This window comes from Parasphingorhabdus sp. (genome assembly GCF_036963805.1).
Taxonomy (GTDB): domain Bacteria; phylum Pseudomonadota; class Alphaproteobacteria; order Sphingomonadales; family Sphingomonadaceae; genus Parasphingorhabdus.
Genome location: NZ_JBALUN010000001.1, coordinates 730,726 through 756,202, shown reverse-complemented (window position 1 = coordinate 756,202; position 25,477 = coordinate 730,726). Strand labels below are relative to the sequence as shown.

Here is a 25,477-nt window from a genome sequence, read left to right as displayed (position 1 = left end):
ATGCTTTGTAGCCCCGTGATCCAGATAAGATGAACTTGGTTTAATGATCTAAATCCCTATTTTGATTGAAGGGAACATTAATAACATTATCCCAATTCCCTATCCATTTTCATAACAGTCAAATCTTTATAGGCCGTTGCTTGGCTCTAAACAAAACGCTAGCATTAGCCTAAATACTGAATGGGATAAAATCATGCGCGATGGATTTGGACGCAAAATAGATTATCTGCGTATCTCGGTCACGGATCGATGCAATTTCCGTTGCCAATATTGCATGTCCGAAAATATGACGTTCATGCCAAAGAGTGATCTGCTAACGCTTGAAGAAATCACTCTAATTGCTGAACGTTTCATCGGCCATGGCGTGAAGAAAATTCGTCTCACCGGCGGAGAACCACTTGTAAGACGGGATATGAGTGATGTTATCCAACGGCTTGGACGAAAAGTGGAATCTGGCGAACTGGAAGAGCTGACACTAACAACCAATGGCTCGCTGCTCAGCGAATATGCGGATCATTTAGCTGCCCACAATATGCACCGCATAAATGTCAGTATGGATACATTGGATCCATATAAATTTGCAGAGATAACCCGCGGTGCCAAAATTGATCAGGTCCTAACAGGAATAGCAGCAGCCCGTCGGGTAGGCATCCAAGTCAAAATTAATATGGTCGCAGTACGAAACTTTAATCAGGACTGCCTGCTGCCAATGGCGGAATTTTGTGCGGATCATGGTCATGATTTGACCGTAATCGAAACAATGCCGCTCGGCGACGTAGGCGCTGACAGGACATTCGAGCATATTCCTGCGGAAGAATTTATCGCACCACTGGTTGAACGCTATTCAGTTAGTCCTATTGCACATAAGAGTGCTGGACCTGCCCGCTATATGGCGGTGGAACCGCTAGGATTAAGACTAGGACTGATCACGCCGCTAAGCAATAATTTCTGCGATGATTGTAATCGGCTGCGACTGACAACCGATGGCAAGATATTTATGTGCCTCGGTCACAATGCACATGTTGATTTACGCGCCGCAGTGCGCAATGAGGGCATTGAGGCTGTCGATCGGTTACTTCAAAAAGCTTTAAAGCTCAAACCGTTACGACATGATTTTAATGCACAGCTAGACGGGTCCGCAGACATATTGGAGCGTCACATGAACGTCACGGGCGGATGAGCGAAATAAAATGGGCACTGATCGTGTCCCCCACTCCCCAGGCGCAGGAAGCTGGCGAGAAACTTAAGCACTTACTCGACTGGGTGCCGCTCGAAGAAGCCGATCAGGCCGTTGTTATGGGCGGCGATGGTTTCATGTTGCAGACACTGCACCAAATGCTCAACCGGCGCAAAATCATGCCCGTTTATGGCATGAATTTGGGCACAGTCGGTTTCCTGATGAACAATTGGCATGAAGATGATTTGGTCCGCCGTATCGAAAGCGCAAGATCATTCAAAGTGCGCCCGCTGAAAATGGAAGTCGAAACCATTTCCGGCGCTAGTTTTGTACTTCCGGCGATAAATGAAGTCTCTTTACTGCGGGAGACTCGCCAAACGGCAAAACTCGAAATCGAGGTCAACAAACGAATCATGCTGGAAGAACTGGTATGCGACGGTGTTTTAATCGCCACTCCAGCTGGTTCGACTGCGTACAATCTGTCCGCCAACGGGCCAATTTTGCCGCTTGGTTCCAATTTACTGGCATTGACCCCCATTAGTCCATTCCGTCCGCGGCGGTGGAAAGGGGCTATACTACCCGACAATATGCCTATCAGCATCAAAGTTTTAAATGCTGAAAAACGGCCAGTCAGCGCGGTTGGGGACCAACAAGAAGTCCGTGATGTCGCCAAGGTTACAATCTCCATAGACCGCAACCAAACACTGACCATGTTGTTTGATCCGGAACATGCTTTGGATGATCGAATTTCTATGGAACAATTTGTTGTTTGATGGCTTGCCGGGTGCGAATGACGTTGCTATAGCCCCGCTCGTTGTGATGCAAATCGCAGGTTTTCCCCGATAGCTCAGCGGTAGAGCGTTCGACTGTTAATCGAAATGTCGTAGGTTCGAATCCTACTCGGGGAGCCATTTTTTATTCATAGATAGTGAGCTTGAAATTTGCAGCGCTTGGTGCGCTGTGAGGCTTTGTTAGCTTGCCTGCTAACATGCCCCGAACGGCAAGGTACCGAGTATTGCTTTATCTAAGGGCGACAACGGCATCCATCCAGCTATATCAATCAATAAGTGCTGAGATCATCTAACCAATTTGCTGCCACAGAATGCGGCCAGCGACATATAGGATCAACACGGCCGTCAGCCGGCGAATCCAAATTTCAGGTAACGCCTTGCCAGCAAGAAAACTTCCTATTTGGCCACCGACAAGCACAGCTAAAAAATATGGCCAATAGGTCGAGAGAATAACGTTGTTTTGCGACCACGGCGATTTCATCAACTGCCCACCCAGACCAGCGATCGAGTTGACCAGGATGAAGACACTGGCTGTTGCAGCAATACGACGGCTGTCAGACCAGTTTATCAGCAATAAAATTGGAGCAAGGAATATTCCGCCTCCAATACCAACCATTCCGGAAAGGAAACCAATCCCACCACCTATCGCGGGAGCAACCCATAGCTGTTGTGCTGCATATTTTAGCGATGTCGAACTGCTGCGACGATAAAAAGGTTCCGCAAGCAGCAAGAGCCCCGCAATCGCCAACGAAAAACCTAGTAAAACCAAGAAATTGTCGCGATCAATTGCTATGCGACCACCTATCCAAGCTGCGGGAACAGAAAGCAGCAAAATCGGCCAAATTCTTTTCCAGTCGATTAACCCGCGCAACACAAAGCGCCACGTGCCACCCATCACCACAATGATGTTACAGAGCAAAGCAATGATCGGCAGCACGCGGTAATCAATATCGGAAAGCGCAAGCAGAGCGATATAGGTCGACCCACCTCCGAAACCGACCGATGCATATAGACCGGCAGTTAAAAGGAACAGAAAGGCAAGGCCGATTATACCAAAAGCCATCTCAACTCGCCCCCAAAAGCGCAGTTCACAGGGTTAGTATTTCCCGTGGCAATGCTTGTATTTCCGTCCTGATCCACAGGGACAAGGCGCGTTTCGACTCACTTGGTCTTGACCGTCAAAAGGTTCTGATGGATTTTCTAACCGGCCCGACTGGCGTGGTGGCAAAGTCGTGGAGACCGTCCCCAACGTACCACCATCAATGTCATTGCTGTCATCTTCACCGGTAAACGGATCAATATGCGTGGTCAGGAAATCTGGTAATTCCGGCAATTCCGGCACCTGAATTTCATCCTGACTATGGAACTGGCTTACCGCTATGGTTTTCGTCACACTTTCTCGTATGACGTCCAGCATGTGTTCAAACAGGCCAAACGCTTCTTTTTTATATTCATCGAGAGGCTTTTTCTGCGCATAGGCGCGCAGGAAAACGACCTGGCGCAATGCATCCAGTGTGGCGAGATGCTCTTTCCAATGGTGATCGAGTGATTCCAGCAAGATAGATTTTTCGATCTGAACCCAGATTTCAGGATCAATCTGTTCAACCTTTTCGTTGAAATCTGCATTAGCCAACTCAAGTATCCGCGATTCGAGAAGTTCAGGTTCAACCGCGTCCTCTTGCATCCATGATGCAATATCAGGGGTCAGCCCCAAAACTTCTTCAACACGGGTTTTGAGTAGTTCCGTATCCCACTGCTCTGGATAGCTTCCTGGGGGGCAAATATCGGCGATGATTGCATTAATCGTTTCAAGGCGCATGTCTTCAACTACATCGCCAACCGTCTCAGCATCCATGATTTCAGAGCGCTGCTCATAAATCACCTTGCGCTGGTCATTCATTACGTCATCATATTCGACAACCTGCTTGCGGGCTTCATAATTACGCGCTTCGACTTTTTTCTGTGCCGTTTCAATGGCTTTCGACAGCCATTTACCGCCAATTGCTTCGCCATCTTCCAGATTTTTATTCATCATTTTGGCGAACATTGTTTCGGTACCAAATATTCGCAATAGGTCATCTTCCAAGCACAGATAGAAACGACTAAGGCCCGGATCGCCCTGACGACCTGAACGGCCGCGCAACTGATTATCAATACGGCGGCTTTCATGTCGCTCCGTACCCAAAACGAACAGCCCGCCAGCGGCGCGGACTTCTTCGCGCAAAGCGCGGACTTCTTGCTCGATTTTCGCAATAGCCTTGTCGCGCTCGGGTCCTTCTTCCATGTCACCCAGCTCTTGCTCAACACGAAAATCGATATTGCCGCCAAGCTGAATATCAGTACCGCGACCTGCCATATTAGTCGCAATTGTAACGGCGCCCGGGCTACCGGCCTGTGCGACGATATGGGCCTCCTGTTCATGGAAACGCGCATTCAGAACGCTATGCTCCACACCTTCCTTTTTCAAGAAATCCGATAAGAGCTCTGATTTCTCGATCGAAACCGTACCGACCAGAACAGGCTGACCTTTGTCACTATGCTCTTTGATTTTCTTGGCAATAGCGGCAAATTTATCGATTGTATTTTTGTAGAATTCATCATTTTCGTCGATACGCAGAATCGGCTTGTTAGTCGGAATCGTGACGACATTCATTTTGTAAATTTCGAAAAATTCCGCCGCTTCTGTGGCTGCCGTACCCGTCATACCCGATAATTTAGGATACATCCGAAAGTAGTTCTGGAAGGTAATGGATGCCATAGTCTGGTTTTCAGGTTCAATCTGGACGCCTTCTTTGGCTTCAACGGCTTGATGCAAACCGTTGGACCAGCGCCGACCGTCCATCATACGACCGGTAAATTCATCGATGATGATGATCTTGCCGTCTTTGACGATATAGTCTGTGTCGCGCTTACGCATTACATTGGCCATCAACGCCTGATTCAGGTGATGGACGACCTGCGTATTTCCATAATCATAAAGATTGCTACCTTCGAGCAATCCAGCTTCTTCGAGCAACCGCTCGGCTTTTTCTGTACCTTCTTCGGTCAGGGAAAGATTGCGGCTTTTTTCATCTTTTTCATAATCTTCTTCAGTTATATTCTGAACAACCGCATTTACTGAGATGTAAAGATCGGACTTATCATCTGTTGGGCCAGAAATGATCAAAGGCGTCCGTGCCTCATCGATCAAGATGGAGTCCACCTCATCGACAACCGCAAAATTAAAGGGCCTTTGAACCATTTGACTGCGGTCATGTTTCATGTTGTCGCGCAAATAGTCGAAACCGAACTCGTTATTCGTACCGTAAGTGATATCGGCTGCATAAGCCTCACGCCGTTGATTTTCGCTAATATTCGGGATGATTGTTCCAAGGCTCATACCCAGAAAGCTATATACTTGGCTCATCCACTCACCATCGCGGCGAGCGAGATAATCATTCACTGTTACAACATGAACGCCCTTGCCTTCGATTGCGTTGAGATAGCAGGCTAGAGTTGCAACCAGTGTTTTACCTTCACCGGTACGCATTTCCGAAATTTCACCGCGATGCAATACAATCCCGCCAACCATCTGCACGTCATAATGCCGTTGGCCCAAGGTTCGTTTCGCTGCCTCGCGAACAACCGCAAATGCCTCGGGTAGAATATCATCTAGCGTTTCACCATTTGCTACCCGTTCCCGAAAGAAAGGTGTTTTGGCTGCCAATTCCTCATCGGTAAGTGGTTCGATTTCCGGTTCGAAAGCGTTGATCTGATCGACTACTTTCATGATGGATTTTACGTAACGGTCATTAGATGACCCGAATAAGGATTTAGCGAGGCCGCCGATCATGGTGATTTCCGATATTTTAGTGGATATTGAGCTTATCAAGAGCCCAGTTCCGTATGCATTTAAGGGTGATTAGAGACAAATCAACATCGTGACTGTCCAACGGGCGACTAGGGCGCGCCCTCTTCATGCTCAAGCTTGTCACCAATTGTCGAAGCAATTGGCAATACGGACCAAATCGGATTTGTTTGCCGATTAGCTGCAAAAGTAACCGGAGAAGGATTCTCTCGCTGCATCAATGCGTGTGCAGCATTTTCCCAATCTTGTGATATAGTACCATCAATCTGGGGAACGATCTCATTTTCTGCCGTCTCAGCAGCCACCGCAGCAGCTGGCGCATTAACGCCAACAGCATTAAAAAGCAGCAACATAAAACTTGCAATATAGACGTTCATGAATAAGGCCCTGACAGGATGCAGGCTTTTTAGCAAACCAATAGATAAAGGCAAGTTAAGTGTCAGAAACTATATCCCCTCTTGCACCCGCTCATATTCCTGAGCTCCCCGAAATTTCCGGTGTGATCTGCCGTATCGCTCGCGCGCGGTATAAAGAATGGGATCGCTGTGATCTCACTTATATTGAACTCGCCCAGGGAACAACGGTTGCCGGCGTTCTAACCAAAAGCAAATGTCCCTCACCGGAAGTTGAATGGTGCCAACAAGCTCTATCAACGGGGTTAGCTCGCGGTTTGGTAGTAAATGCCGGTAATGCCAATGCCTTTACCGGCGGCCGGGGGAAAGAAGCAGTTCAACTTATTCTATCCATGGTCAGCAATCATTTGGCTTGCGCAGAGGAAGAGATTTTCGTTTCATCTACTGGCGTAATTGGCGTTCCTCTACCTAAAGACAAAGTGGAAACCGGTTTAAACTCGGTATTTATAGCAGAACCCTGTAGTTGGTCAGAAGCAGCAGCGACAATTATGACGACCGATACCTTCCCGAAAATGGCAACCACAAGTGCTTTAATTGATGGTAAGACGGTGTATCTGAACGGTATCGTCAAAGGCTCGGGTATGATTGCGCCGGATATGGCGACAATGTTGGGTTATATTTTCACGGATGCGTGCGTAAATGCCGAATTTCTTCAGGAAATGCTGAGCGCAGCGACATCGAAAAGTTTCAATTGCATTACGGTCGATAGCGATACATCGACCAGCGATACCGTCTTAGCGTTCGCGACAGGTCAGAATGACACCCCTGCCCTAAATTCGTTTAAAGATCCCGGCGCAGATGCCTTCCAGGCTGCCCTAAGCGACCTATGCATGCAAATGGCACATCTGGTCATTCGAGATGGCGAAGGTGCAAGCAAATTTATCGAAATCGCGGTAACTGCCGCTGAATCGGATAAAAGTGCTAAACGAATTGCCTTGTCTATTGCCAATTCTCCACTCGTAAAGACCGCCATTGCCGGAGAAGATGCCAATTGGGGCCGGATCGTCATGGCAGTCGGCAAGGCAGGCGAACCGGCCGATCGAGACAAGCTTTCTATTGGTTTTGGCGGCGTGACGGTTGCGCGAGATGGACTGGTTGTTCCGGACTATGATGAAACACCGGTTACGACGCACCTAAAGGGAGACGAAATTGATATCAGCGTCGACATGGGCCTTGGACACGGGAAAGCTACGGTCTGGACCTGCGACCTGACTCACGGATATATCGAGATAAATGCCGATTATAGGAGCTAAGATGGCGGAGGTCATATTGCGCAAACGGTTTCGGCAACACGGTGAAATACGTGTTCATTGCCACCAGTTGGCCAAGCTTTTGTTATCCGCATGAAGTATTCCGATTTCAACTTGTCAGTGCAGGAAATCATTCGACAGGTCGCGCGAGAAGTCGTGCTGCCGCATTATCAAAACCTTCAAACATCCGATATCCAAGAAAAATCACCGGGCGACCTGGTGACCGTCGCCGACAAGCTTAGCGAAGAGATGCTCAGCGACAAACTGGCCACCCTGCTTCCCGACGCCGCGGTTATTGGTGAGGAAGCAAGCGCGCTCGACCCTTCGGTCATGGATCATCTGGCCGATAATCTGGCGTGGATTATTGATCCCATCGATGGCACCGGAAATTTTGCCGCCGGTAATCCTCCGTTCGGAATGATCGTGGCATTATCCAAGAAAAATGAAACTGTTGCAGGTTGGCTCTATGATCCGCTGTCGAATCGCATGTGCTATGCTTCCAAAGGACAGGGAGCTTTTCTAAATGGTGAAAAATTAACGGTTTCTGCTGATCCCGTAGGCAAGCCGGTGGCCGCGCTCGCCACTGGATTCATGACGTCAGAACAACGGGACAAACTGTTGAGCGCAGCAGAAGGATATTATCATATCGTTGATATTCCGCGCTGTGCGGCAGAGCAATATCCCCGGCTGGCACTGGGCACGAATCATATTTCAACGTTCGAACGAAGCCTGCCCTGGGATCATGCCGCAGGGCTTTTGTTTTTAAACGAAGCAGGTGGAAAAGCAGCGCGATGGAATGGAGATATGTATCGGCCTGCGGATCGCAAGACCGGATTACTCGGGGCCTCATCACCGAATTTATGGGATGAGGCCGCAGAGCTTTTAGCCAATATATTTAGCGATTAGGCTGGAAGGCTTGCTTCAAGCCAAGATTTAAGTTGGCTCTTAGGAGCTGCACCGACTTTTGTTTCAACCGGTACGCCATTGTTAAACAATATCATCGTTGGAATTCCGCGAACACCATATTTTCCAGGTGCGTCAGGACTGTCGTCAATATTCAGTTTGGCAATAGTCACTTTCTCACCCAATTCGTCGCTGATTTCTTCCAGCGCAGGGCCGATCATCTTACAAGGCCCGCACCATTCTGCCCAAAAGTCGACAAGCACAGGGCCATCCGCTTTCAAAACATCCTGTTCGAAACTCTGATCGGTAATTGCTTTAGTAGCCATAGCTAGTCTCCTTTGCTTGTTTAAACTCTATTTAGGCGCCCGGGCACCATTGCTCAAGCATTTGAGCCAAAAGGTTTTTGATGGGCGCTCATAGTTTGGCTTGTTGACTAGGTTTGTGACGGTCTACCAGATCACTAGAGAGCTCTAATAAATTAGGCCCGTGGGTATAAAGCAAAGCCGCTTTTATCGGGCGTCCTGGGAATATTTTCTCAAGCGCGGCGACATAAGCAGCCATCTGGCGGAGATAGGACAGTGGTGCATCAGCTGCCTCTTGAGGAACTGACCGACCAGTCTTAAAATCAACAACTGTAATCAAATCATCGGTTATCAAAAGTCTGTCGACGGTCCCCGAAACAACATATTGATCCACAACCGCAGCAATAGGGGCTTCCGCGAAACTTTCCGGAGAGAATAAATCCGACCATTTCGGGTTGTTCAAAACGGACAGCACAATATTAATAAGCGCTCTGCGAACCGCCGGTTCTTTTATCTTCTTTTGCTTTTCGAGCCAACGATCCGCGACATCTTCCCGGTTTTCAGGTGCTATATCCGGCAAGCGCTCAAACAAACTATGGAGCAGTTTCCCGCGGTTCGCTGCATCCCGCATAGCCTGCGCCGGCGGCGGATTGCCCGCATCATCGGGACCAAGATCAGATGGCGTCAAAGGTCGTGGAGGCCGGGCTTCTGCAGGAGCGGGCGCGAATAACCATTCCGGCAACGTAGTCTTATCTTCATTCGAAGCCTTTGAGGTTTCTTCTCGCTTAGGCACCGGTTTTTTTTTGGAGCCTGATCCAACGTAAATCCGCTCGGCTACCCAGCGCGTGGAATCGACTGGCTCCGCACCCAACGCAATCAAGGATTGTTCGACGGCGTGGTACCAGCTGCCTTCGGGAACAACGCCATCAGCCTTCGGTCCCAATGTTCCCGCCACTACAAGATGTTCTTCAGCACGGGTCATAGCGACGTATAGCAATCGCCAATGCTCTTCCCGTTCACGTGCATCAGCCACTGTTGCATAGGCATCCAGCAATCCGACTCGCTCGGCCTTTCGAGTTGGTACGACCGGATATTCCAGTTCATCTTCCGGTCGTCTCGGATCTCTAATATCAAACCCGCCAGTTTTCTTGTTTGCCGGATCAAAAGTCGCATTGGCGAGAATCACCAACGGAGCCTGTAGGCCCTTCGCACCATGAACAGTCATCAGGCGGACTTCATTGCCACCCTCTAGCTGGTCCCGTTTAATCTCAACATCGCCGCGATCAAACCAGTCCAGAAAGCCCTGCAAAGTCAGGATATGGTCCTGTTCAAAAGCAAGAGCAGTGTTGAGCAGTTCTTCCAACGGGTCGAGGGCTGCGTGTCCAAGGCGAGCCGTCAATTGCTTGCGGCCCTGCATCGGACCGGAGACGACTGTTTCCAAAAACTGATAAGGCGTATTAAAATCTGCCATTTTCAGCAGTGTCCGCAACGATTCAATCTTTGACGCCAACATATCCTGCGTTCGCAAATATTCCCAAAGGCTCTTATCCTTGTGCGTCTCACCCCGGTAACCGTGAGCAAGCAAATCATCCTGTGACCAACCCAACAGGGGAGATACCAAAAGTGATGCCAGATTAAGATCATCATTAGGCTGCAATACAAAACGGATAGTTGCGAGAAGATCTTGCACTACTAGAGGCTGGTTCAGGCGGATTCGGTCAATACCGGCGACGGGCACATTCTCCGCAAATAAGCGCGCCACTATCAGAGCACTGAGATCATCTCGCTTACTCACAAGAATCATGACGTCCTTTGCTTGTAACGGACGGTTTTCATGGCTTAGCCACAATGGGTTTTCAGGCGCGAGCCATTCTTTAATTTGAACGGCAAGCCTTTGCGCAAAAACGCGTTTTTCGTCGCTTAGCCAGTCTTCTTCATCATCCACATTTCCGACTGCACCATGGGCCACCGGCTGCCATAACGTGACACTACCTGCCTCACCGGCATAGTGACTTTGATGAGGCGGGATTGCCTTATCGAGCCCGAGGCCTTTTTCACCGATCTGGCCCAATAGCTTATCGACAACTTCCAGCACTGGGGGTGTGGTGCGAAAACTTCGATCCAGTGACAGGTCTCCAAATTCACGCTCCGAGGCTTCTGCCTTCTCAAAAAAGTCATTCCGCGCTCTCACATAATTATGCGGGCTGGTTCCCTGAAAACCGAAAATGGCTTGTTTGAAGTCGCCAACGGTAAACAAAGTCCGGATTTTATCCGCATTAGCCCCTGTCCCGGCAAAAAATTCACCGGCCAATGCGCGGACAATATCCCATTGTGCCAAATTCGTATCCTGTGCCTCATCCACCAATATATGATCCGTCCGCTGATCAAGTTTGTACCGGATCCATTCGGCCATATTTCCCTGATTGAGCAATTTTGCGGTCATACGGATCATGTCATCAAAATCGACTACACCATTGAGTTTTTTGGCATCTCTATATCGATAATAAAATGCCCGTCCGGCATTTAACGCGCCGCCGAACATATCAGCATAGTCAAATAGCGTCTTGGTTTCGATCAATTGCCGGCAATGATCGTACATGTCGAGGCTCAGTTCGGTATAATCCGGCGCTGCCTTTTCCAGTCCCTTGGGTACCGCACGCCACTCACCATCTGCTTTTGCCCAAACCTTGTACAGGTCCGACAATGTTGCCGCACGCTGGACGGGATTTGCCGCTATCCATGATTGAATCTGTTCAATATATCCGGTCGCGGTCTTTGTGCCCCAACTGGCTAGCGCGTCGACCATATTTTTTAGCGATGCGATATCAAATGCATCATCGCTACAGCGTTGCTCCAACCAACTTTTCGCATCGCCATCTATTGGAAGTTCCAGCAGGCCTCTTACAAACGGCAAAGCACTACTTGGTAGGCTTTCCATAGCATCCGCTTTGGACGCACATTTCATCAGATATTTTTCGGTATCTTCCTCACCCATTCGCACGCTGAGCGCCTGAATAGCTCGAATGATCTCTGTATTTCCCGCCGCTTCCTCATCCAACAACAAGTCGCCTAAGGCCTGACGAGCCAATAGTTTTTGGTCGCGTTCTTCAATCGGCGTAAATAGCGCCGGAATATTCGCTTCTTCGGGGAAACTGGCTAACAATGCCTGACAAAAACTATGGATAGTCATGATCCGCAAACCGCCGCCACGTGCATCCAGTACACGGGCGAACAAAGTCCGCGCATATTCTCTTGTTTCTGGCCCTACAGGAGCCCCGATAGCTGACAGGTCGGCTGCCAACTTCCCGTCATCTAATCGAACCCAGCTTGCCAATTGCCGATGGATACGGTCGGCCATTTCCGCAGCGCCAGCCTTTGTGAAGGTCAAACACAAAATATGTTCTGGACGTACATGTTCCCGCAATAACAACCGAAAAACGCGTGCAGTAAGAACCTGCGTTTTCCCCGTTCCGGCAGAAGCACTCAGCCAGATATTGTCATCCGGCTGAACTGCATCGCTCTGTTTGCCTGCTAGCGGATGAAGAGTGGGTGTCTTACTCATGGTCACCGTCCCCTTTAGGTTCAGGCGAGCGGCCATACCATTCCTCAAGCCGCATCAGTTGATCATAGTCAGCATAAGGCGCATATTCGGGATGGAGCTTCGCCGTCATCGGTTCAGTACCAAGAATATAGTTCGTTACCGCCTTTGTATATTCTACCACGGCATGATCAACCATCTGGTCTGTCTCAATTTTGTCTCGGCTGCGGGAGTTGGTTGGGCTTGCGATATAACCAAAACTGTCCTTGCCTCCCTGTTTGGCCAAAGACCAATATTCAAAGCCAGTCGCCTTGCCGGATAATCCGCCAAAATCGCCCTTTTCGGCGATCGCACCCAGCAAACCTAGCTGCAATGAAAAGCCTTCCTTGACCGATTTATTAGAGGGTGGGCCACCTGTTTTATAGTCAACAATACCAAGACTGCCGTCTGGCATTTGATCAATCCGGTCCGCTATACCGAACAGATCAATACCAGCTATCGTCGCACTACCTTTCTGTTCCGATTTAATCGGCAAACGCCCCTCTGCGCGCTGTTCGGCAACCATGTCAGCAACCCACATAAGGCCCTCGATTAATCGGGGTGCCCACAATGTACGCATAAGCGGATGTGATGATCGTTCATTCAGGAAAGCCAAAGCACGACGCCTTAGCGCATCGGGATCATAATCATCCTCTTTGGCCCACTTATCCAATATATCGTGGATAATCGAACCTCGCCATGCCGGACTTGGTTCTGCATCGATCATGTCGAGCGTTCCAAGCCCCATGATCTTAGCTGCATAAAAGGCAAATGGATCGGCAATCAGCCGGTCAACATTGGTGACAGACAATTTCACCAGACGCTGTTCTGCGCGAGGATTCGGTGCAGGTTGACCGATTCTCACCGTTTCCAATGGTTTATCTATGCGCCGCGCCCAATCCTGAACAACCGGATGTTCTTTGAGATTATCTCCGCACATAGCTTTCAGACGAAGCAGAAATCGCGAAGCAATTGCAGGGCCGGAACTATCCCGCTGCGCCCGCGTCAAAATTACATCATGGGCTCCCATAGCACCAACAAGGTCATGGGCAGACAAACCGATTTGCCGTTCTTGGGCGGATAGCCCCAATGACTTGCGAACCATCGGGGCCAACCATGGGTCCGGCGTGACGGCTTGAGGCCAACCACCCTCATTCAGCCCACTGCAAATCACCAAATCCGCCTGTTGAAGGCGTGCTTCCAGCAGACCGTAAAGTGCAATCCGCGGATGCCCGCCGTAAGGAGGACGAACTGGCATATCGGCGAGAAATGTCTCAAAATAGCTGGTAATTTCCCGAGGTTGGATTTTGATCGGTCCGAACGCCGCGCGATCTTCCATATCCGACAAAAAGTCGGCTAATAAGCGCCCTGCTGGTCCCACCCAGAGCTGACCATTGCTCAATGAATCTCCGAGTTGCCGGATTTCTGTTAGCATTTCAGACCAATCCATAGATCCACTCAAGGCTTTAGCAGCTGGTTCAAAAACCGCTCGCACATCCTGCCACCAAGGTAGCAGATCATCTCTCAACTTTTTTGTTCTGCGATCTTCACTCTGAAATAAGCTATCAATTCCGGACAATCCCGGCGCTGGCCGCGGCCCACGCATCAACAAGTCAAGTTTGCGAACCTGCCTTAACCATTCAAGCCGTTGGTCACCTGCTCGCACTAAGGGATGCTTCAGCAACGCTAAAAATTCGGCTGGAGGGAAGCCATCCGTTGCAGCGGAAAGCAGTGCTAGAAAAAATATACCTTCGGGCTTTTTTGATAAGGGTTGGCCGCCTGTATCATCTGCCGTGATCATCCAGCGTTCGAGATGGGCGGAAATGCGACGTGCCAATGCCCTATCAGGAGTAATGATCGCGACGCGGCGCTCCGGCATTTCTAAAGCCTCTCGCGCTAATAGCGCAACGATCTGCGCCTCCTCTGCACTGTTGCGCGCTTCGACTAACTGCACACCGGCCAAGCTACGTTCATCAGCATCAAGCGATTGCCACCGCGAAGTCAGTTTTGGAATCGCAAAAGCATTGCTTAAGGCCCGGCTGCGCTTTGATGCAGCGCCGCTTGTTCCGGTGCGCGGCCAACGTATGATCTCTGCCCGCGCAATAGACATACGTTCAAGCAGCAACTTCATATGATATTGCGGATGGGTTTCCTGCGCTCGTTTGGCTTGGCCATTTTCGGCATCAGGTGCAAATGGTCCGAGCATATCCCACTCTTCATCGGCCATCACCATATCAAGGTCCGGCAACACAACCATGCCGTTTGGTAAAAATGCTATAGCGCGCAAAAAACGGGCTATAGCCGGTGCGGATGTAGTAATACCGGCGGCAACGACAAAATTTTTAGGCGGTGTGTATTTCCATGCCATCACACTCTGGTCGAACAGGGCATTGCGGCGGGCCGCTTCATCGACCACACCCAATTCTACCAGTTTTGCCTGCCATTTCTCGGCAATAACCCGGAAAAAGGCGAGCGACGTTTGCCAGTGACCAGATAGTTCCGGCTCTACATCAATATTGAAAAGCTGAGTGAGACCAATTTCCTCGACGGTCAGTTGGTCGAGCGTCCGGGCAAATTCACGGGCCAGCCGCAGCGCTTCCTTTGACAATAGCGCAACGCCCTTTGCCGCGCTTTCCCTTTCGATCAGCCTCGCCAGCATCAGCAGGCGGTCCAACGGGTCAATGGAAGGCGGAATATCCAAGGCCAGTTCGCCCCGATCCAGCGCAACGCCAATCGATTCATCCAACTCTAAATCCCCGATCACCGCCATTTGCGGCAACAACAAACCGTCTTCACTAAGCCTTACAAAAGCATCATGGACTGCGCGGCGCGCCCGATTGTTCGGCAGGATGATAAGGCCTCGCGCCAGACCCAGTGGATCTTTGGCGAAACGATCAATCAATCCCTGCGCCAGAGCATCAGCAAAGCCGCCATGTGCGGCGATATTATAAATTGCGGGTTGAGACCGCTTATTCATGCGCGTTACGCACCGTTAAGCGCCGCTTCGGTCGGGGCTATAGCCTCCGGTGATCCTACTTCAAACCAACGGCCTTCATGGACTAATCCAAATAGCCGCCCCTCTTCAATCGCGCGGCTCCACAATATGTTGGTCGAGAACGGCCCTTCCGGTGCATCGCGGAGCAAGCGTTTGGAAAGCAGTTGGATGCCAGTATAAATAAAGGGTGCCTGACGATCCGGTAGCCGCCGTGAAACTCGGCCATTGTCATCCAGTTTAAAGTCCCCGGCGCCCTTATAATTATGTGCCGATGCTTGCGGCACCACCAACAAGAGCGCATCCATTTCTGCATCGTCCCAGCGTTCTTCGAGGCGCTCCAAACTATTGGTCGGTCCATCGGTCCAGAGGTTATCACTATTAATGGAGAAAAACCGGTCCTCGTCAATAAGTGGCGCAGCTTTGACCATTCCGCCACCAGTCTCCATCAATTGCTCGCGTTCATCTGAAATCCGGATATCAAAAGGATAATTAACCGACTTTAAATGGGCTTCCAAAGCATCGGGCAGATAGTGAGCGTTGACTACGACCTTCATCACACCCGCTTCCCAAAGCTTATCGAGACAATGATCGATCATTGCTTTGCCCGCCACTTTAACAAGCGGCTTGGGCCGTGTTGCGGTTAAGGGGCGCATCCGTTTGCCAAGGCCAGCCGCCATGACCATCGCGGTCTCAACTTTGCTCATACCTGCGGTACCGCAATCGGCTGGTCGCGAATATCCGAGGGGATATTGCGATTAAACCAGTCCGCAACCGGCGCAAGATCAGGATGGGTCACATCTTTTTCGAGCAGCCGCCACATGCGGGGCAGAAAATCAAGATAACGCGCTTTGCCATCACGGATGCAAAGCCGTGTAAATATACCGATTATCTTGGTGTTACGCTGTGCCCCCAAAATCGCATAATGACTGCGAAATTGCCCTGCATCGTCGGCTGACCGATCATCCAGATAATATGCCAGCATAGCTTCTTCCAGATCATCCGAAACATCACGGCGAGCATCCTGCAGCATCGACACAAGATCATAGGCTGCATGCCCCGCGAGAGCGTCCTGAAAATCGAGCAGTCCCAAACGATTATCGTCCAGCAGCATAATATTTTCGGCATGATAATCACGAAGAACAGTGACAGGAGAAGTTTGTGCGGCAATTACCGGCTGCAAAACCGTCTGCCATGCATCAACAAAACCCGCTTGATCAACATCCAGCGACTGTGCTGGACAATACCATTCGGGAAGCAAGTTAACCTCCCTGAGATATTGATCCCAATCATATTCAGCTGTGTTAGCCGCAGGTTTTTGGTGCAGCGCCTTTATCAGATCAACTGTTTGCCGATAAATAGTCTCTTCATCTTCCGGATGATCATCCAGATGTTCGCGCATCCTATGGTCACCAAAATCCTCCAGCAGGACCAAACCATGATCTAGATCTTCTCCAAAAATTTCCGGAGCAGCAAAATCCTGCGCCTTTAAGTGGCGGGCGATATATATAAAAGGCCGCGGATCTTCATGCGGCGGCGGTGCATCCATCAATATGGCTTTGCGGTCTCCGGAAATAACGCGGAAATAGCGGCGGAAAGACGCATCTCCGGCTACAGGTAGAATATCTGCATCATTCCAACCAAGCTCGTTCAAAAAATCCTGTGCCGCTGCGGGGGGTGTCATGTTATTGGCCATCTGTCTTTCCAAGTTGGGCCAGCCATCCAAGTCAACTGGCGAGTGTTATCATTTTCAATCTGCAGAGTGAGTTGCAAACCATCGGCCCAGAATGAAGCCGGCATCCGATCCGGCCATTCTGCGATAATGGCGCCGTCCATCAAAACATCATCAAGACCGAGTTCCTGAATCTCATCAGGCCCCTCAATGCGATAAAAATCTACATGCGCAACCGGAAGACGGACTTCAGGTGGTTCATATTGCTGAACAATGGCGAAAGTCGGGCTCGGAACCTCATCAATAAATCCCAAACCGCGCAATATGCCTCGTGCCAAGGTTGTTTTTCCAGCCCCTAGCGTTCCGGTCAGCGCGATCTTATCACCGGGCCGCAAAGCATCTGCTAGCTGCTTCCCCAAGGAGATCGTCGCTGATTCAGTATCTAAGTTCACACGATATCCTGCCTATTGTCGTGGAAGGTGAATGGTGACGAGCGTGCCCTGACCCGGCTCGGAGGTTAATGTCAGTTCTCCGCCATGTGCCAGCATCAATTGGCGGGCCAATGGCAAACCCAATCCACCCACATTTTCCCCGGTTTTCTTACGCGATCTTGCAAAACTATCAAACGCCTTGGATTGTTGCCCTGCACTCATACCGGGGCCATTGTCCGAAATATGGATAACGGCCTGTTTCACATTGCCACTGCCGTTGATAAGGATACGCCCGCCCTGGCCAGTATATCTTATGCTATTATCGATTATCTGTGATACCGCCTGCGACAGGCGCTTCTTATCTGCTAGTGCAGAACCAAGTGTCTGATCCAGCTGCAGTTCAACTTCAATATCTTGCGCTTTGGCATCATCGGAAAATTGGGATGCCACGTCTTCGATCAACTTGTTAAGGTTCACCTTTTCTTTTGCGATGGGCAAAGCCCCCGCCTCACTCTGGCTGAGGTCCAGAACATTATCGATCTGCATTCCAAGTCTTTTAACAGATTGCAATATTGCCCGGGCATATTCGTGCCCCTGATCGGTCAGCGGTCCTGCAACTTCATTATCTAATAGCTCTGCGAACCCCCCGATGGAAGTCAGCGGCGTTCTAAATTCATAACTCATATTTGATAGGAAGGACGCCTTTATTGAATCCGCTTCTACAAGAGCCTCGTTTCGTTCACGGAGCGCCAACTCAATGCGGCGGCTATCGGAAATATCCAACATAGTGAACAGCGCATTGCCGTCCGGCAGCGGTATCGCCGCGAACTCAAACCGTCTCCCATCGGCAAAGGAAATTTGTCCACTTTGTTGCACACGTTCTGAAGTGGCAGTCCGCACCATAGAACGCACTTCCGATATTCTGGCGGGCTGTTTTAATTGCACTGCCATTTTTTGCATTAAGGAATCGACGCGTGGATGCTTGCCCAATTCTTCTTCGCTTAGGTTCCAATTATTTGCAAATTGGTGGTTCCAGATGTTGAGCTTTCCGTCGGCAGCGAAGACCGCAAGTGATTCAAACAAATTGTCGAATGTCGCCGTACGGACGCGCAAGAGTGTATCCCGCGCGCTTGCCAATTGGACTTGTTCAGTTCGATCCTCGATTATCATCAACAAGCCGCCATCGGGTGTCGGATTGGCAATGACCCGTAAATGGGTACCATCGGCCAGCAACCAATTTTCTTCAATCGAAGTAGATGATTTGAACCACTTCGTTCGATCTTCGCGCCATTCCGGAAAATCTCTTACTTCCGGAATGCGGTTCATCTCGCGCATCCGGTCCAATACCCTTGGAAACTCAGGACGCTCTGCGATCCATTGTTGACGCATCGAAAATATGCGTTGGAAAGGCAGATTACAAAATTGCAAAGACTTGTCTGCATCAAACTGCACCACCGCTGCCGATATCCTGTCCAGCATATCGCGCTGCGATTCGTTGAAACGTCTTTGCTCTTTGCGCGAGTCTATCAATTCTTGAATATCAATGGCGTAACCGGCGATGCCCGATTTTCCGAGTGGTACATCAACGACCTGCGTTGTACGGCGTTGCCCGCCAACCGTGGTCGCCACTACGCGCTCATAGGGTTCGCCTTTTTCTTTGGCTTGCGCGGCAGCGTGGGCTGGACTGACGCCGTTAATCGTCTCGATAAGCTCAATGCTCTCGTCCACCACCTCAGCGCCATCATGGGCGTCCACCGCTTTGACATAAGCACTGTTCACTAATGTCAGCTTGAGGTCCGGCGAACGATGCCACATCGGCATCGGCGCTGCCTCAATCAAAGCTGACAGCGCATCAAAGGCAGCCCGCGCCTCTTCATTTTCCGTGCGCAGCTTTTCAATTTGCCCCTGACTATCTGTGGCATCAAATATCCATAACAAAGCGCTGCCATTGGGGGCAATCTGCTGATCGGCCAAGCCGCCGCGGATCAGCAAGGCCTTGTTTGATCCCGCAACCTTGATCGCACGGGTAAAACTGCTGCCGGATTTTTGGGCGAGATTGACGTCTTGTGTCAGCCCTTCCAAATCCTCCCGACTCATCCCCGCATCATTGCTGTGAAGCTCGGAAATATGGGACGGTAAATAGTCAAAGCCCAACCAATGCATTAACCGCTGCGAGGCCTCCAGCTTGCCATCAGAACGCACCAATAGCGGCAGAGCCGGCGACGTTTCCAACAACCTTCCTAACCGGCCGAACTGGCGCAAGGTTGTCTCCGCACGATTTTTCATCGCCAGGCCGGTCCATATTGCCCATGCGGACGCAGCCAACCAAGCGGCTAGAATCAGGCCTAATATGACAGCGGTTAAATCCGGAACGTTCGACATTAATACAAGCGATTAGACGGTTAGAGCATCCGCGAAAAGCCCCTATTCTTTATGGTTTAGAAAAGTCAGACAATATGAGTTATAACGCAGCCGAAAAATCACCGGAGTCTCCTCATGCCTATAGACGAAAGCCGCACGTTCAAATCGATCAACATTGCCCTTTTGACGGTGTCCGATAGCCGCTCGATAAAGGAAGACACATCCGGTGATATCCTCGCGGAGCGCATTGCCAACAAAGGCCATACGCTGATTTATCGCAACCTGATCCGCGATGAGAAATCAAAAATTATCGCGCAACTTCATCAGTGGATTGATGATGAAACCGTCGATGCGGTCATCACCACCGGCGGTACTGGCCTGACCGGGCGTGACATCACACCGGAAGCACTTGATGCAGTGAAGGACAAGGATATCCCGGGCTTTGGCGAGCTATTCCGCTGGCTGAGCTATGACAAAATTGGCACATCGACAGTTCAATCTCGCGCCTGCGCCGTGGTGTCCAGAGGGACTTATATATTCGCGCTACCGGGCTCAAATGGTGCAGTTAAAGATGGCTGGGACGGCATATTGGATACCCAGCTCGATAGCCGGCACCGTCCTTGCAATTTTGTCGAATTAATGCCGAGACTACTCGAAAAATAGATATTTGTTCTATTTTTGTTCTTATGCTAGATAAAGCTATGGAACAAAATAAGAGGTCGCCCTCTCTCGCCCGAAAGGGGCGCGGTGCAGTCACCAACAGTGAAAGTCATCGATTCAATCTGCCAATGCGCGAGGACGATGGCGATTGGCTTGATGATCGCATTTCATTGGGCGACGCTCCCGCAAAATTGCGAACCCAGGTCACGATCGAATCTCCTAAATCGATATTGAGTTTTAACCAATCGCCGGACATCCCATTCGACCGTTCAATCAACGCTTATCGCGGCTGCGAGCATGGCTGCATCTATTGCTACGCTCGGCCTTCCCACGCATATCATGATTTATCGCCCGGCCTCGATTTTGAAACAAAGCTGTTTGCAAAACCCAATGCCGCCCATTTGCTGCGCGGAACATTTGCGAAACCAACTTATCGTCCAGCGCCCATCGCTATAGGGACCAATACCGATCCCTACCAGCCCATTGAAAAGCGCTACCAGATCACCCGGCAGATATTAGAGGTCATGCTGGAAACTAGACATCCTGTCGGGATTACGACCAAGTCCAACCGGATTCTTGATGATCGGGATATTCTCTCCCAGTTGGCTAGCTTGGATCTCACGGCTATCGCTATATCCTTGACCAGCCTAGACAGAAATATTTCACGAATTTTAGAGCCGCGCGCCCCTTCTCCAGCCAAACGATTGGAAGCGGTTAGCCAATTACGCGAACAGTCTATTCCCGTCCATGTCAACATCGCCCCTGTTATTCCTGCAATCACCGATCATGAAATAGAAGAGATTGTTGCTGCTGCCGCGCAATATGGCGCACAAAGTGTTTCGGTCATTCCGGTGCGGCTCCCTCATGAAGTAGCGCCTTTGTTTGAGCAATGGCTGGAAACCCATTTTCCGGATCGCAAGCGTAAGGTCATGGGTATCATTGCATCCCTCCGTGCGGGAAAGAAAAATGATCCCGATTTTCACAGCCGCATGAAAGGCCAAGGTCCTTGGGCTGAATTGCTTCATCACCGCGTTGCCATCGCAGCCCGTAAACATGGCCTTGGAAAAGCGAAATTTGATCTCAGAGCAGATTTGTTCAGACGGCCAATCTTTAAAGGCAGCCAATTGGAGCTATTTTAGGACATTATCACGGACCGAGGCGGCTCTCTTTCCTTTATAAGATGCCGGAGCTACATTTTAGAATGACAAAGAAACAAAATATTACATACGCAAACTATCTTGCTCTCGACACTCTGCTGTCGGCGCAGCACCCACAATCTGATTTCGACGATGAAATGCTTTTCTCATTATTCATCAGACAAAAGAATTGTGGCTGAAACAGATTATCCGCGAATTGCATTTCGCCATAAAGCAAATTAACAATGATGCATTGGTGCCAGCTTATAAGGCGTTAGCGCGGGTGAGCCGAATTCAGGCTGTCATCACGTTAAGCTGGGATGTGCTCTCAACCCTAACCCCCGCGATTATAGCCGATTCCGGCACGTGTTGGGCGCAAGTTCCGGCTTTCAGTCCGATCAGTTTCGGACGGTCGAATATCTGCTCGGGTTAAAGGACAAGTCCTTTTTGAAGTATCAGCAAGACCGGCCAGAATCACAAGTCGCTATGCAAACGGCATTGGAGACGCCAAGCCTTTGGGATCATACTATCGCAACTGTTGCGCGCGCAGGCTTTCCGATATCGCCAGATCAATTAGAACACGATTTCAGTCTATCCCATGTCCCGTCACCAGAAGTAGAAGCAGCATTCCTAGTGGTATATCGTGATCCCGAACGCTATTGGGAGCTCTATCAACTGGGCGAAAAATTGATCGATCTTGACGATGCCATGGCCACTTGGCGAGACAAGCATGTATTAACGGTAGAACGCATTATCGGTGGAAAGCTGGGTACCGGTGGAACGGCCGGTGTTTCTTACCTGCAATCGACCTTGCCCAAACGCGTCTTTCCTGAACTTTGATCGCTACGCACAGCGTTATAAATCAGGAATTTACTATAACTTCAAAAGGGAATTGCTTAATCCCATGATAACGGCAGATATCCGGTCGTGTACCTGAAGTTTTTTAAATAGTCGGCGAACATAGGAGTCCACCGTCGCATGAGAGATATCCAATATGATCGCCATATCAGCGTTAGATTTTCCGCGAGAGATCCAATATAGAACCTGACTTTCCCGCTCAGAAAGAGCTGGTTCGGAATCACTATTTTGGTTTATGATAGCACATACCCTTCTGTGGCAGGATTGTGCGATACCCACCAATGGCCTGACAATGGCCTCATCATCTGCTGACATATTTTTACCAAAATTCATCGAAAAATATGAATTTCTGCTTTTAGGACCGAATAGCGGCACCGCGACCCCATCTATAAATCCCAGTTTCTCCGCTGCCTTCACAAAGTTTAGGTGGTCTTTAGATAATTTTTGATCCGCTATGGCCTGTCGCCACGTCATCACGTGCCCGATGTTCATAACATGATCGGGAATGGGATCGGATTCAAATACTTTGGGATTCAAATAAGTGGCGACTATCTCCTCGGGATATCCAAAATGATAGACCGATGAACGCTTTGACACTTGGGAGTAAAACGGCGGTGTAATATGATATGATATCGCAGCCACGCCGTTAGCCATCAACTGACGCGATAATTCGTTCAGTTGAGAAGAAACTGTATTTTTGTCACCAACCGGATTCCACCTAAATACCACTGTCTTGCCCTACTTTTCCAGCCAAGGAGCCTTGGAGGGTTCACTAATTTCATTGCAACTATACTGTTCTACGCAAGGAAATTAGATAAAGACAATAACCTATCCAATAATATTGGATAGTATAAAAGAGCCATGAATCTAGGGAACTCGCCAATGCTCGAAAAAGAGGATACCCCTTACCTTTAAGAGGTTTGTCACGTGGGAGCGTGACGTGCTTTATAGAAACCACTGATGTATTAAAAGTAATGAAAAAATTATATAACAAAATTAGAATATATTAGTATGATCACAGAAATAGAAAGAATATATCCAATAATTTTTGATAAAAATCATAAAGAAGATAAAAATAACATAAATATTCATGAATTAGTATCAGTCCGACAGAATCGAAACAAATTATTCGGCCGGGAATATTTTACCGACCATTTTTGGGATATAATATTGTTATTATATATTCACCAAATTGATGATTGCTCAATAAATGCTGCAACACTCTCAAATAAAATGGATATCTCTCACTCAGCAACCATGCGATATTTAAATGTTCTTTATACCGACAGTTTTATTTGTGCGCGCAAGAAAATGACTGATGATCAGTTCGATCTCGCACTTGATGATTTATCATTAACCTCACCTGGATTTGAAAATGCAGAGCTTGTTATCCAGCAAACAAGCGATATTTTTAAGTCAAACGCGGCGGCGTCGATTTGAACAGTCATTGATATTATGCGCCTATCAGTTCAAGATTCGACGAGGTTCTTCAGCTTATAATCCCTATATTCCTCACGCAGTGACCTTTTCAATATTTTTCCGGTCGCCGTGTGAGGCAATTCGTCGATGAATTTGATTTCATCCGGCAACCACCATTTAGCCACTTTGTCATTCAAGAAAGCGATGACATCATCACCCGTCACGTCTGCGCCGGCTTTCTTGACTACCAATAATAACGGCCGTTCATCCCATTTCGGGTGATATACACCAACGGCCGCAGCCTCTGCGACACCTGGGCAACCCACAGCAGCATTTTCCAGTTCTATTGAGCTAATCCATTCACCGCCTGATTTGATCACATCCTTAGCGCGATCAGTAATTTGCATGGTACCGTCGGGATGAAGCACCGCCACATCACCGGTATCGAACCAAAGATCATCTTCCACTGTATCTTCATCAGCGCGATAATAGCGCTGAATGGTCCATGGCCCCCGAATTTCAAGCGTTCCGCTGGAAACGCCATCACGGGGCAGGACAGTGCCCTCCTCATCGACGACACGCAGTTCAACCCCAAAAGGCGGACGACCTTGTTTACTGATAACATCCACCTGTGCATCAAAATCCAGATCATCCCAGTTGGCAGGGAGCGACCCAGCCGTGCCGATAGGAGAAGTTTCCGTCATTCCCCAAGCATGAGCAACCCGCATGCCATTTTTCATCAAACGCTCAATCATCGACCGCGGGCAAGCTGATCCACCAATGGTGATGACTTGCAGATTGCCATAATCGCCACCATTTTCGTCCATGTCAGCAAACATGGAGAGCCACACAGTAGGCACGCCAGCACTGTGGGTCACGCCTTCTTCACGGATCAACTTCCACAAAACCTCTGCTTCGTTGCTCGCCGAGAACACCATTTTGGCTCCAACAGCGGCGCAGGCAAATGGCAGTCCCCAAGCATTGGCATGAAACATGGGGACCACCGGCAACATCACGGAACGCGTGGCCAGATCCATAATGTCCGGCTGCACTTCGGTTAAGGCGTGCAAGACATTGGAACGATGCTCATACAGCACGCCTTTAGGATTTCCGGTTGTACCACTGGTGTAACAAAGGCCGCAAGGATCGCTCTCATCCACATCCACCCAGTCAAAATTCCCGTTTTCGGCATTAATAAGTTCCCTGAATGTGGGATAGTCGCCCTTCTCACCATCAAACTGGATATAATGTTCCACCGTGTTCAGCTGCGGCTTCAATATTTCAATGATCGGTGTAAACATCTTGTCAAACAACAAGACGCGGTCTTCGGCGTGGTTGATGATATATACCAACTGCTCTTCGAACAGGCGCGGGTTTATCGTATGGAGAATACCGCCAATGCCCGCACAGCCATACCAGCTCGTTAAATGATGCGCATGGTTCATCGCTATTGTAGCGACGCGATCGCCTTTGTTAATGCTCAGCCGTCTAAGTGCCTGTGCAAATTTGCGCGATTCAAGACCGACATCGCCCCAATTGCTGCGTGTAAGAGAACCGTCCGCCCAATAGCTGACAATCTCGCGCGTGGCATGTTCCCGCGCGGCATGGTCAATCAAAGCCGTAATTTTAAGCGCACTATTCTGCATAGAACCAGCCATTAATCTCTCCAATTATTCTATATCGTCTTT

Annotated in this window: 20 protein-coding genes, 1 tRNA gene and 1 pseudogene; 10 read left to right on the top strand and 12 right to left on the bottom strand. The window is 49.5% G+C overall.

Going from position 1 to position 25,477, the window contains the following annotated elements; genetic code table 11:
• The first annotated feature begins 193 nt into the window (after window positions 1-193).
• The 3 genes from moaA (at window position 194) to V7676_RS03580 (ending at window position 2,088) form a co-directional block, all read left to right on the top strand.
• Window positions 194-1,180 (top strand): GTP 3',8-cyclase MoaA, encoded by a 987-nt coding sequence (moaA, locus tag V7676_RS03590; RefSeq protein ID WP_335658278.1) that lies wholly within the window; start codon window positions 194-196, stop codon window positions 1,178-1,180.
• Window positions 1,177-1,950: an NAD kinase gene (locus V7676_RS03585; RefSeq protein WP_335658277.1), complete on the top strand. Its 774-nt coding sequence runs from the start codon at window positions 1,177-1,179 to the stop codon at window positions 1,948-1,950. The genes moaA and V7676_RS03585 overlap by 4 nt, the downstream gene beginning before the upstream one ends.
• 63 nt (window positions 1,951-2,013) lie before the next feature.
• Window positions 2,014-2,088: transfer RNA gene (locus V7676_RS03580), tRNA-Asn, on the top strand.
• Window positions 2,089-2,257: 169 nt separating this feature from the next.
• On the opposite strand, the gene V7676_RS03575 is transcribed toward V7676_RS03580, so the two are convergent.
• From V7676_RS03575 to V7676_RS03565, 3 genes are all read right to left on the bottom strand, one after another.
• The gene (locus tag V7676_RS03575) at window positions 2,258-3,031 is read right to left on the bottom strand and encodes a sulfite exporter TauE/SafE family protein (protein WP_335658276.1); all 774 of its coding nucleotides are present in this window, start codon (window positions 3,029-3,031) and stop codon (window positions 2,258-2,260) included.
• A 33-nt stretch (window positions 3,032-3,064) separates the two neighbouring features.
• Window positions 3,065-5,800 (bottom strand): preprotein translocase subunit SecA, encoded by a 2,736-nt coding sequence (gene secA, locus V7676_RS03570; RefSeq protein ID WP_335658275.1) that lies wholly within the window; start codon window positions 5,798-5,800, stop codon window positions 3,065-3,067.
• A gap of 107 nt (window positions 5,801-5,907) precedes the next feature.
• Window positions 5,908-6,192, bottom strand: coding sequence for a hypothetical protein (locus V7676_RS03565; protein ID WP_335658274.1), 285 nt, complete (start codon window positions 6,190-6,192; stop codon window positions 5,908-5,910).
• A 59-nt stretch (window positions 6,193-6,251) separates the two neighbouring features.
• Here V7676_RS03565 and argJ point away from each other — a divergent pair, with 59 nt between their 5' ends.
• Together argJ and V7676_RS03555 are read left to right on the top strand one after the other, a co-directional pair.
• Window positions 6,252-7,481 carry a bifunctional glutamate N-acetyltransferase/amino-acid acetyltransferase ArgJ gene (argJ, locus tag V7676_RS03560; RefSeq protein ID WP_335658273.1) on the top strand — a complete coding sequence of 410 codons (1,230 nt, stop codon included), beginning with the start codon at window positions 6,252-6,254 and terminating at the stop codon, window positions 7,479-7,481.
• Between the two features lie 90 nt (window positions 7,482-7,571).
• On the top strand, window positions 7,572-8,384 hold the full coding sequence (locus V7676_RS03555; protein ID WP_335658272.1) for an inositol monophosphatase family protein: 813 nt from the start codon (window positions 7,572-7,574) through the stop codon (window positions 8,382-8,384).
• Here the strand turns inward: V7676_RS03555 and trxA are convergent.
• The 7 genes from trxA to V7676_RS03520 form a co-directional block, all read right to left on the bottom strand.
• Window positions 8,381-8,707 (bottom strand): thioredoxin TrxA, encoded by a 327-nt coding sequence (gene trxA / locus V7676_RS03550; protein WP_335658271.1) that lies wholly within the window; start codon window positions 8,705-8,707, stop codon window positions 8,381-8,383. The two genes, V7676_RS03555 and trxA, sit on opposite strands and share 4 nt — an antisense overlap.
• Window positions 8,708-8,795: 88 nt before the next feature.
• Window positions 8,796-12,245: a double-strand break repair helicase AddA gene (gene addA / locus V7676_RS03545; RefSeq protein ID WP_335658270.1), complete on the bottom strand. Its 3,450-nt coding sequence runs from the start codon at window positions 12,243-12,245 to the stop codon at window positions 8,796-8,798.
• The gene (gene addB, locus V7676_RS03540) at window positions 12,238-15,237 is read right to left on the bottom strand and encodes a double-strand break repair protein AddB (protein WP_335658269.1); all 3,000 of its coding nucleotides are present in this window, start codon (window positions 15,235-15,237) and stop codon (window positions 12,238-12,240) included. Before addB ends, addA begins: the two co-directional genes overlap by 8 nt.
• 5 nt (window positions 15,238-15,242) lie before the next feature.
• Window positions 15,243-15,959, bottom strand: coding sequence for a nucleotidyltransferase family protein (locus V7676_RS03535; protein ID WP_335658268.1), 717 nt, complete (start codon window positions 15,957-15,959; stop codon window positions 15,243-15,245).
• Window positions 15,956-16,936, bottom strand: a complete 981-nt coding sequence (locus tag V7676_RS03530; RefSeq protein ID WP_335658899.1) for an aminoglycoside phosphotransferase family protein — start codon at window positions 16,934-16,936, stop codon at window positions 15,956-15,958. The genes V7676_RS03535 and V7676_RS03530 overlap by 4 nt, the downstream gene beginning before the upstream one ends.
• On the bottom strand, window positions 16,933-17,376 hold the full coding sequence (gene tsaE, locus V7676_RS03525) for a tRNA (adenosine(37)-N6)-threonylcarbamoyltransferase complex ATPase subunit type 1 TsaE (protein WP_335658267.1): 444 nt from the start codon (window positions 17,374-17,376) through the stop codon (window positions 16,933-16,935). Before tsaE ends, V7676_RS03530 begins: the two co-directional genes overlap by 4 nt.
• A gap of 12 nt (window positions 17,377-17,388) precedes the next feature.
• On the bottom strand, window positions 17,389-19,737 hold the full coding sequence (locus V7676_RS03520; RefSeq protein WP_335658266.1) for a sensor histidine kinase: 2,349 nt from the start codon (window positions 19,735-19,737) through the stop codon (window positions 17,389-17,391).
• A gap of 114 nt (window positions 19,738-19,851) precedes the next feature.
• Here V7676_RS03520 and moaB point away from each other — a divergent pair, with 114 nt between their 5' ends.
• The 4 genes and pseudogenes from moaB (at window position 19,852) to V7676_RS03500 (ending at window position 22,352) form a co-directional block, all read left to right on the top strand.
• Window positions 19,852-20,379 (top strand): molybdenum cofactor biosynthesis protein B, encoded by a 528-nt coding sequence (moaB, locus tag V7676_RS03515; protein WP_335658265.1) that lies wholly within the window; start codon window positions 19,852-19,854, stop codon window positions 20,377-20,379.
• 38 nt (window positions 20,380-20,417) lie between these two features.
• Window positions 20,418-21,515: a PA0069 family radical SAM protein gene (locus tag V7676_RS03510; protein ID WP_335658264.1), complete on the top strand. Its 1,098-nt coding sequence runs from the start codon at window positions 20,418-20,420 to the stop codon at window positions 21,513-21,515.
• Between the two features lie 187 nt (window positions 21,516-21,702).
• Window positions 21,703-21,920: pseudogene (locus V7676_RS18825) on the top strand (tryptophan 2,3-dioxygenase family protein); the annotation flags it as partial.
• Window positions 21,921-21,959: 39 nt separating this feature from the next.
• Window positions 21,960-22,352, top strand: coding sequence for a tryptophan 2,3-dioxygenase family protein (locus V7676_RS03500; protein WP_335658898.1), 393 nt, complete (start codon window positions 21,960-21,962; stop codon window positions 22,350-22,352).
• Between the two features lie 33 nt (window positions 22,353-22,385).
• Here the strand turns inward: V7676_RS03500 and V7676_RS03495 are convergent, their stop codons facing one another.
• Window positions 22,386-23,099, bottom strand: coding sequence for a helix-turn-helix transcriptional regulator (locus V7676_RS03495; protein ID WP_335658263.1), 714 nt, complete (start codon window positions 23,097-23,099; stop codon window positions 22,386-22,388).
• 282 nt (window positions 23,100-23,381) lie between these two features.
• Here V7676_RS03495 and V7676_RS03490 point away from each other — a divergent pair, with 282 nt between their 5' ends.
• Window positions 23,382-23,810 (top strand): hypothetical protein, encoded by a 429-nt coding sequence (locus tag V7676_RS03490; protein ID WP_335658262.1) that lies wholly within the window; start codon window positions 23,382-23,384, stop codon window positions 23,808-23,810.
• Between the two features lie 29 nt (window positions 23,811-23,839).
• Here the strand turns inward: V7676_RS03490 and V7676_RS03485 are convergent, their stop codons facing one another.
• Complete coding sequence (locus V7676_RS03485; protein ID WP_335658261.1) at window positions 23,840-25,447, bottom strand: long-chain fatty acid--CoA ligase; 1,608 nt, start codon at window positions 25,445-25,447, stop codon at window positions 23,840-23,842.
• Window positions 25,448-25,477 lie beyond the last annotated feature (30 nt).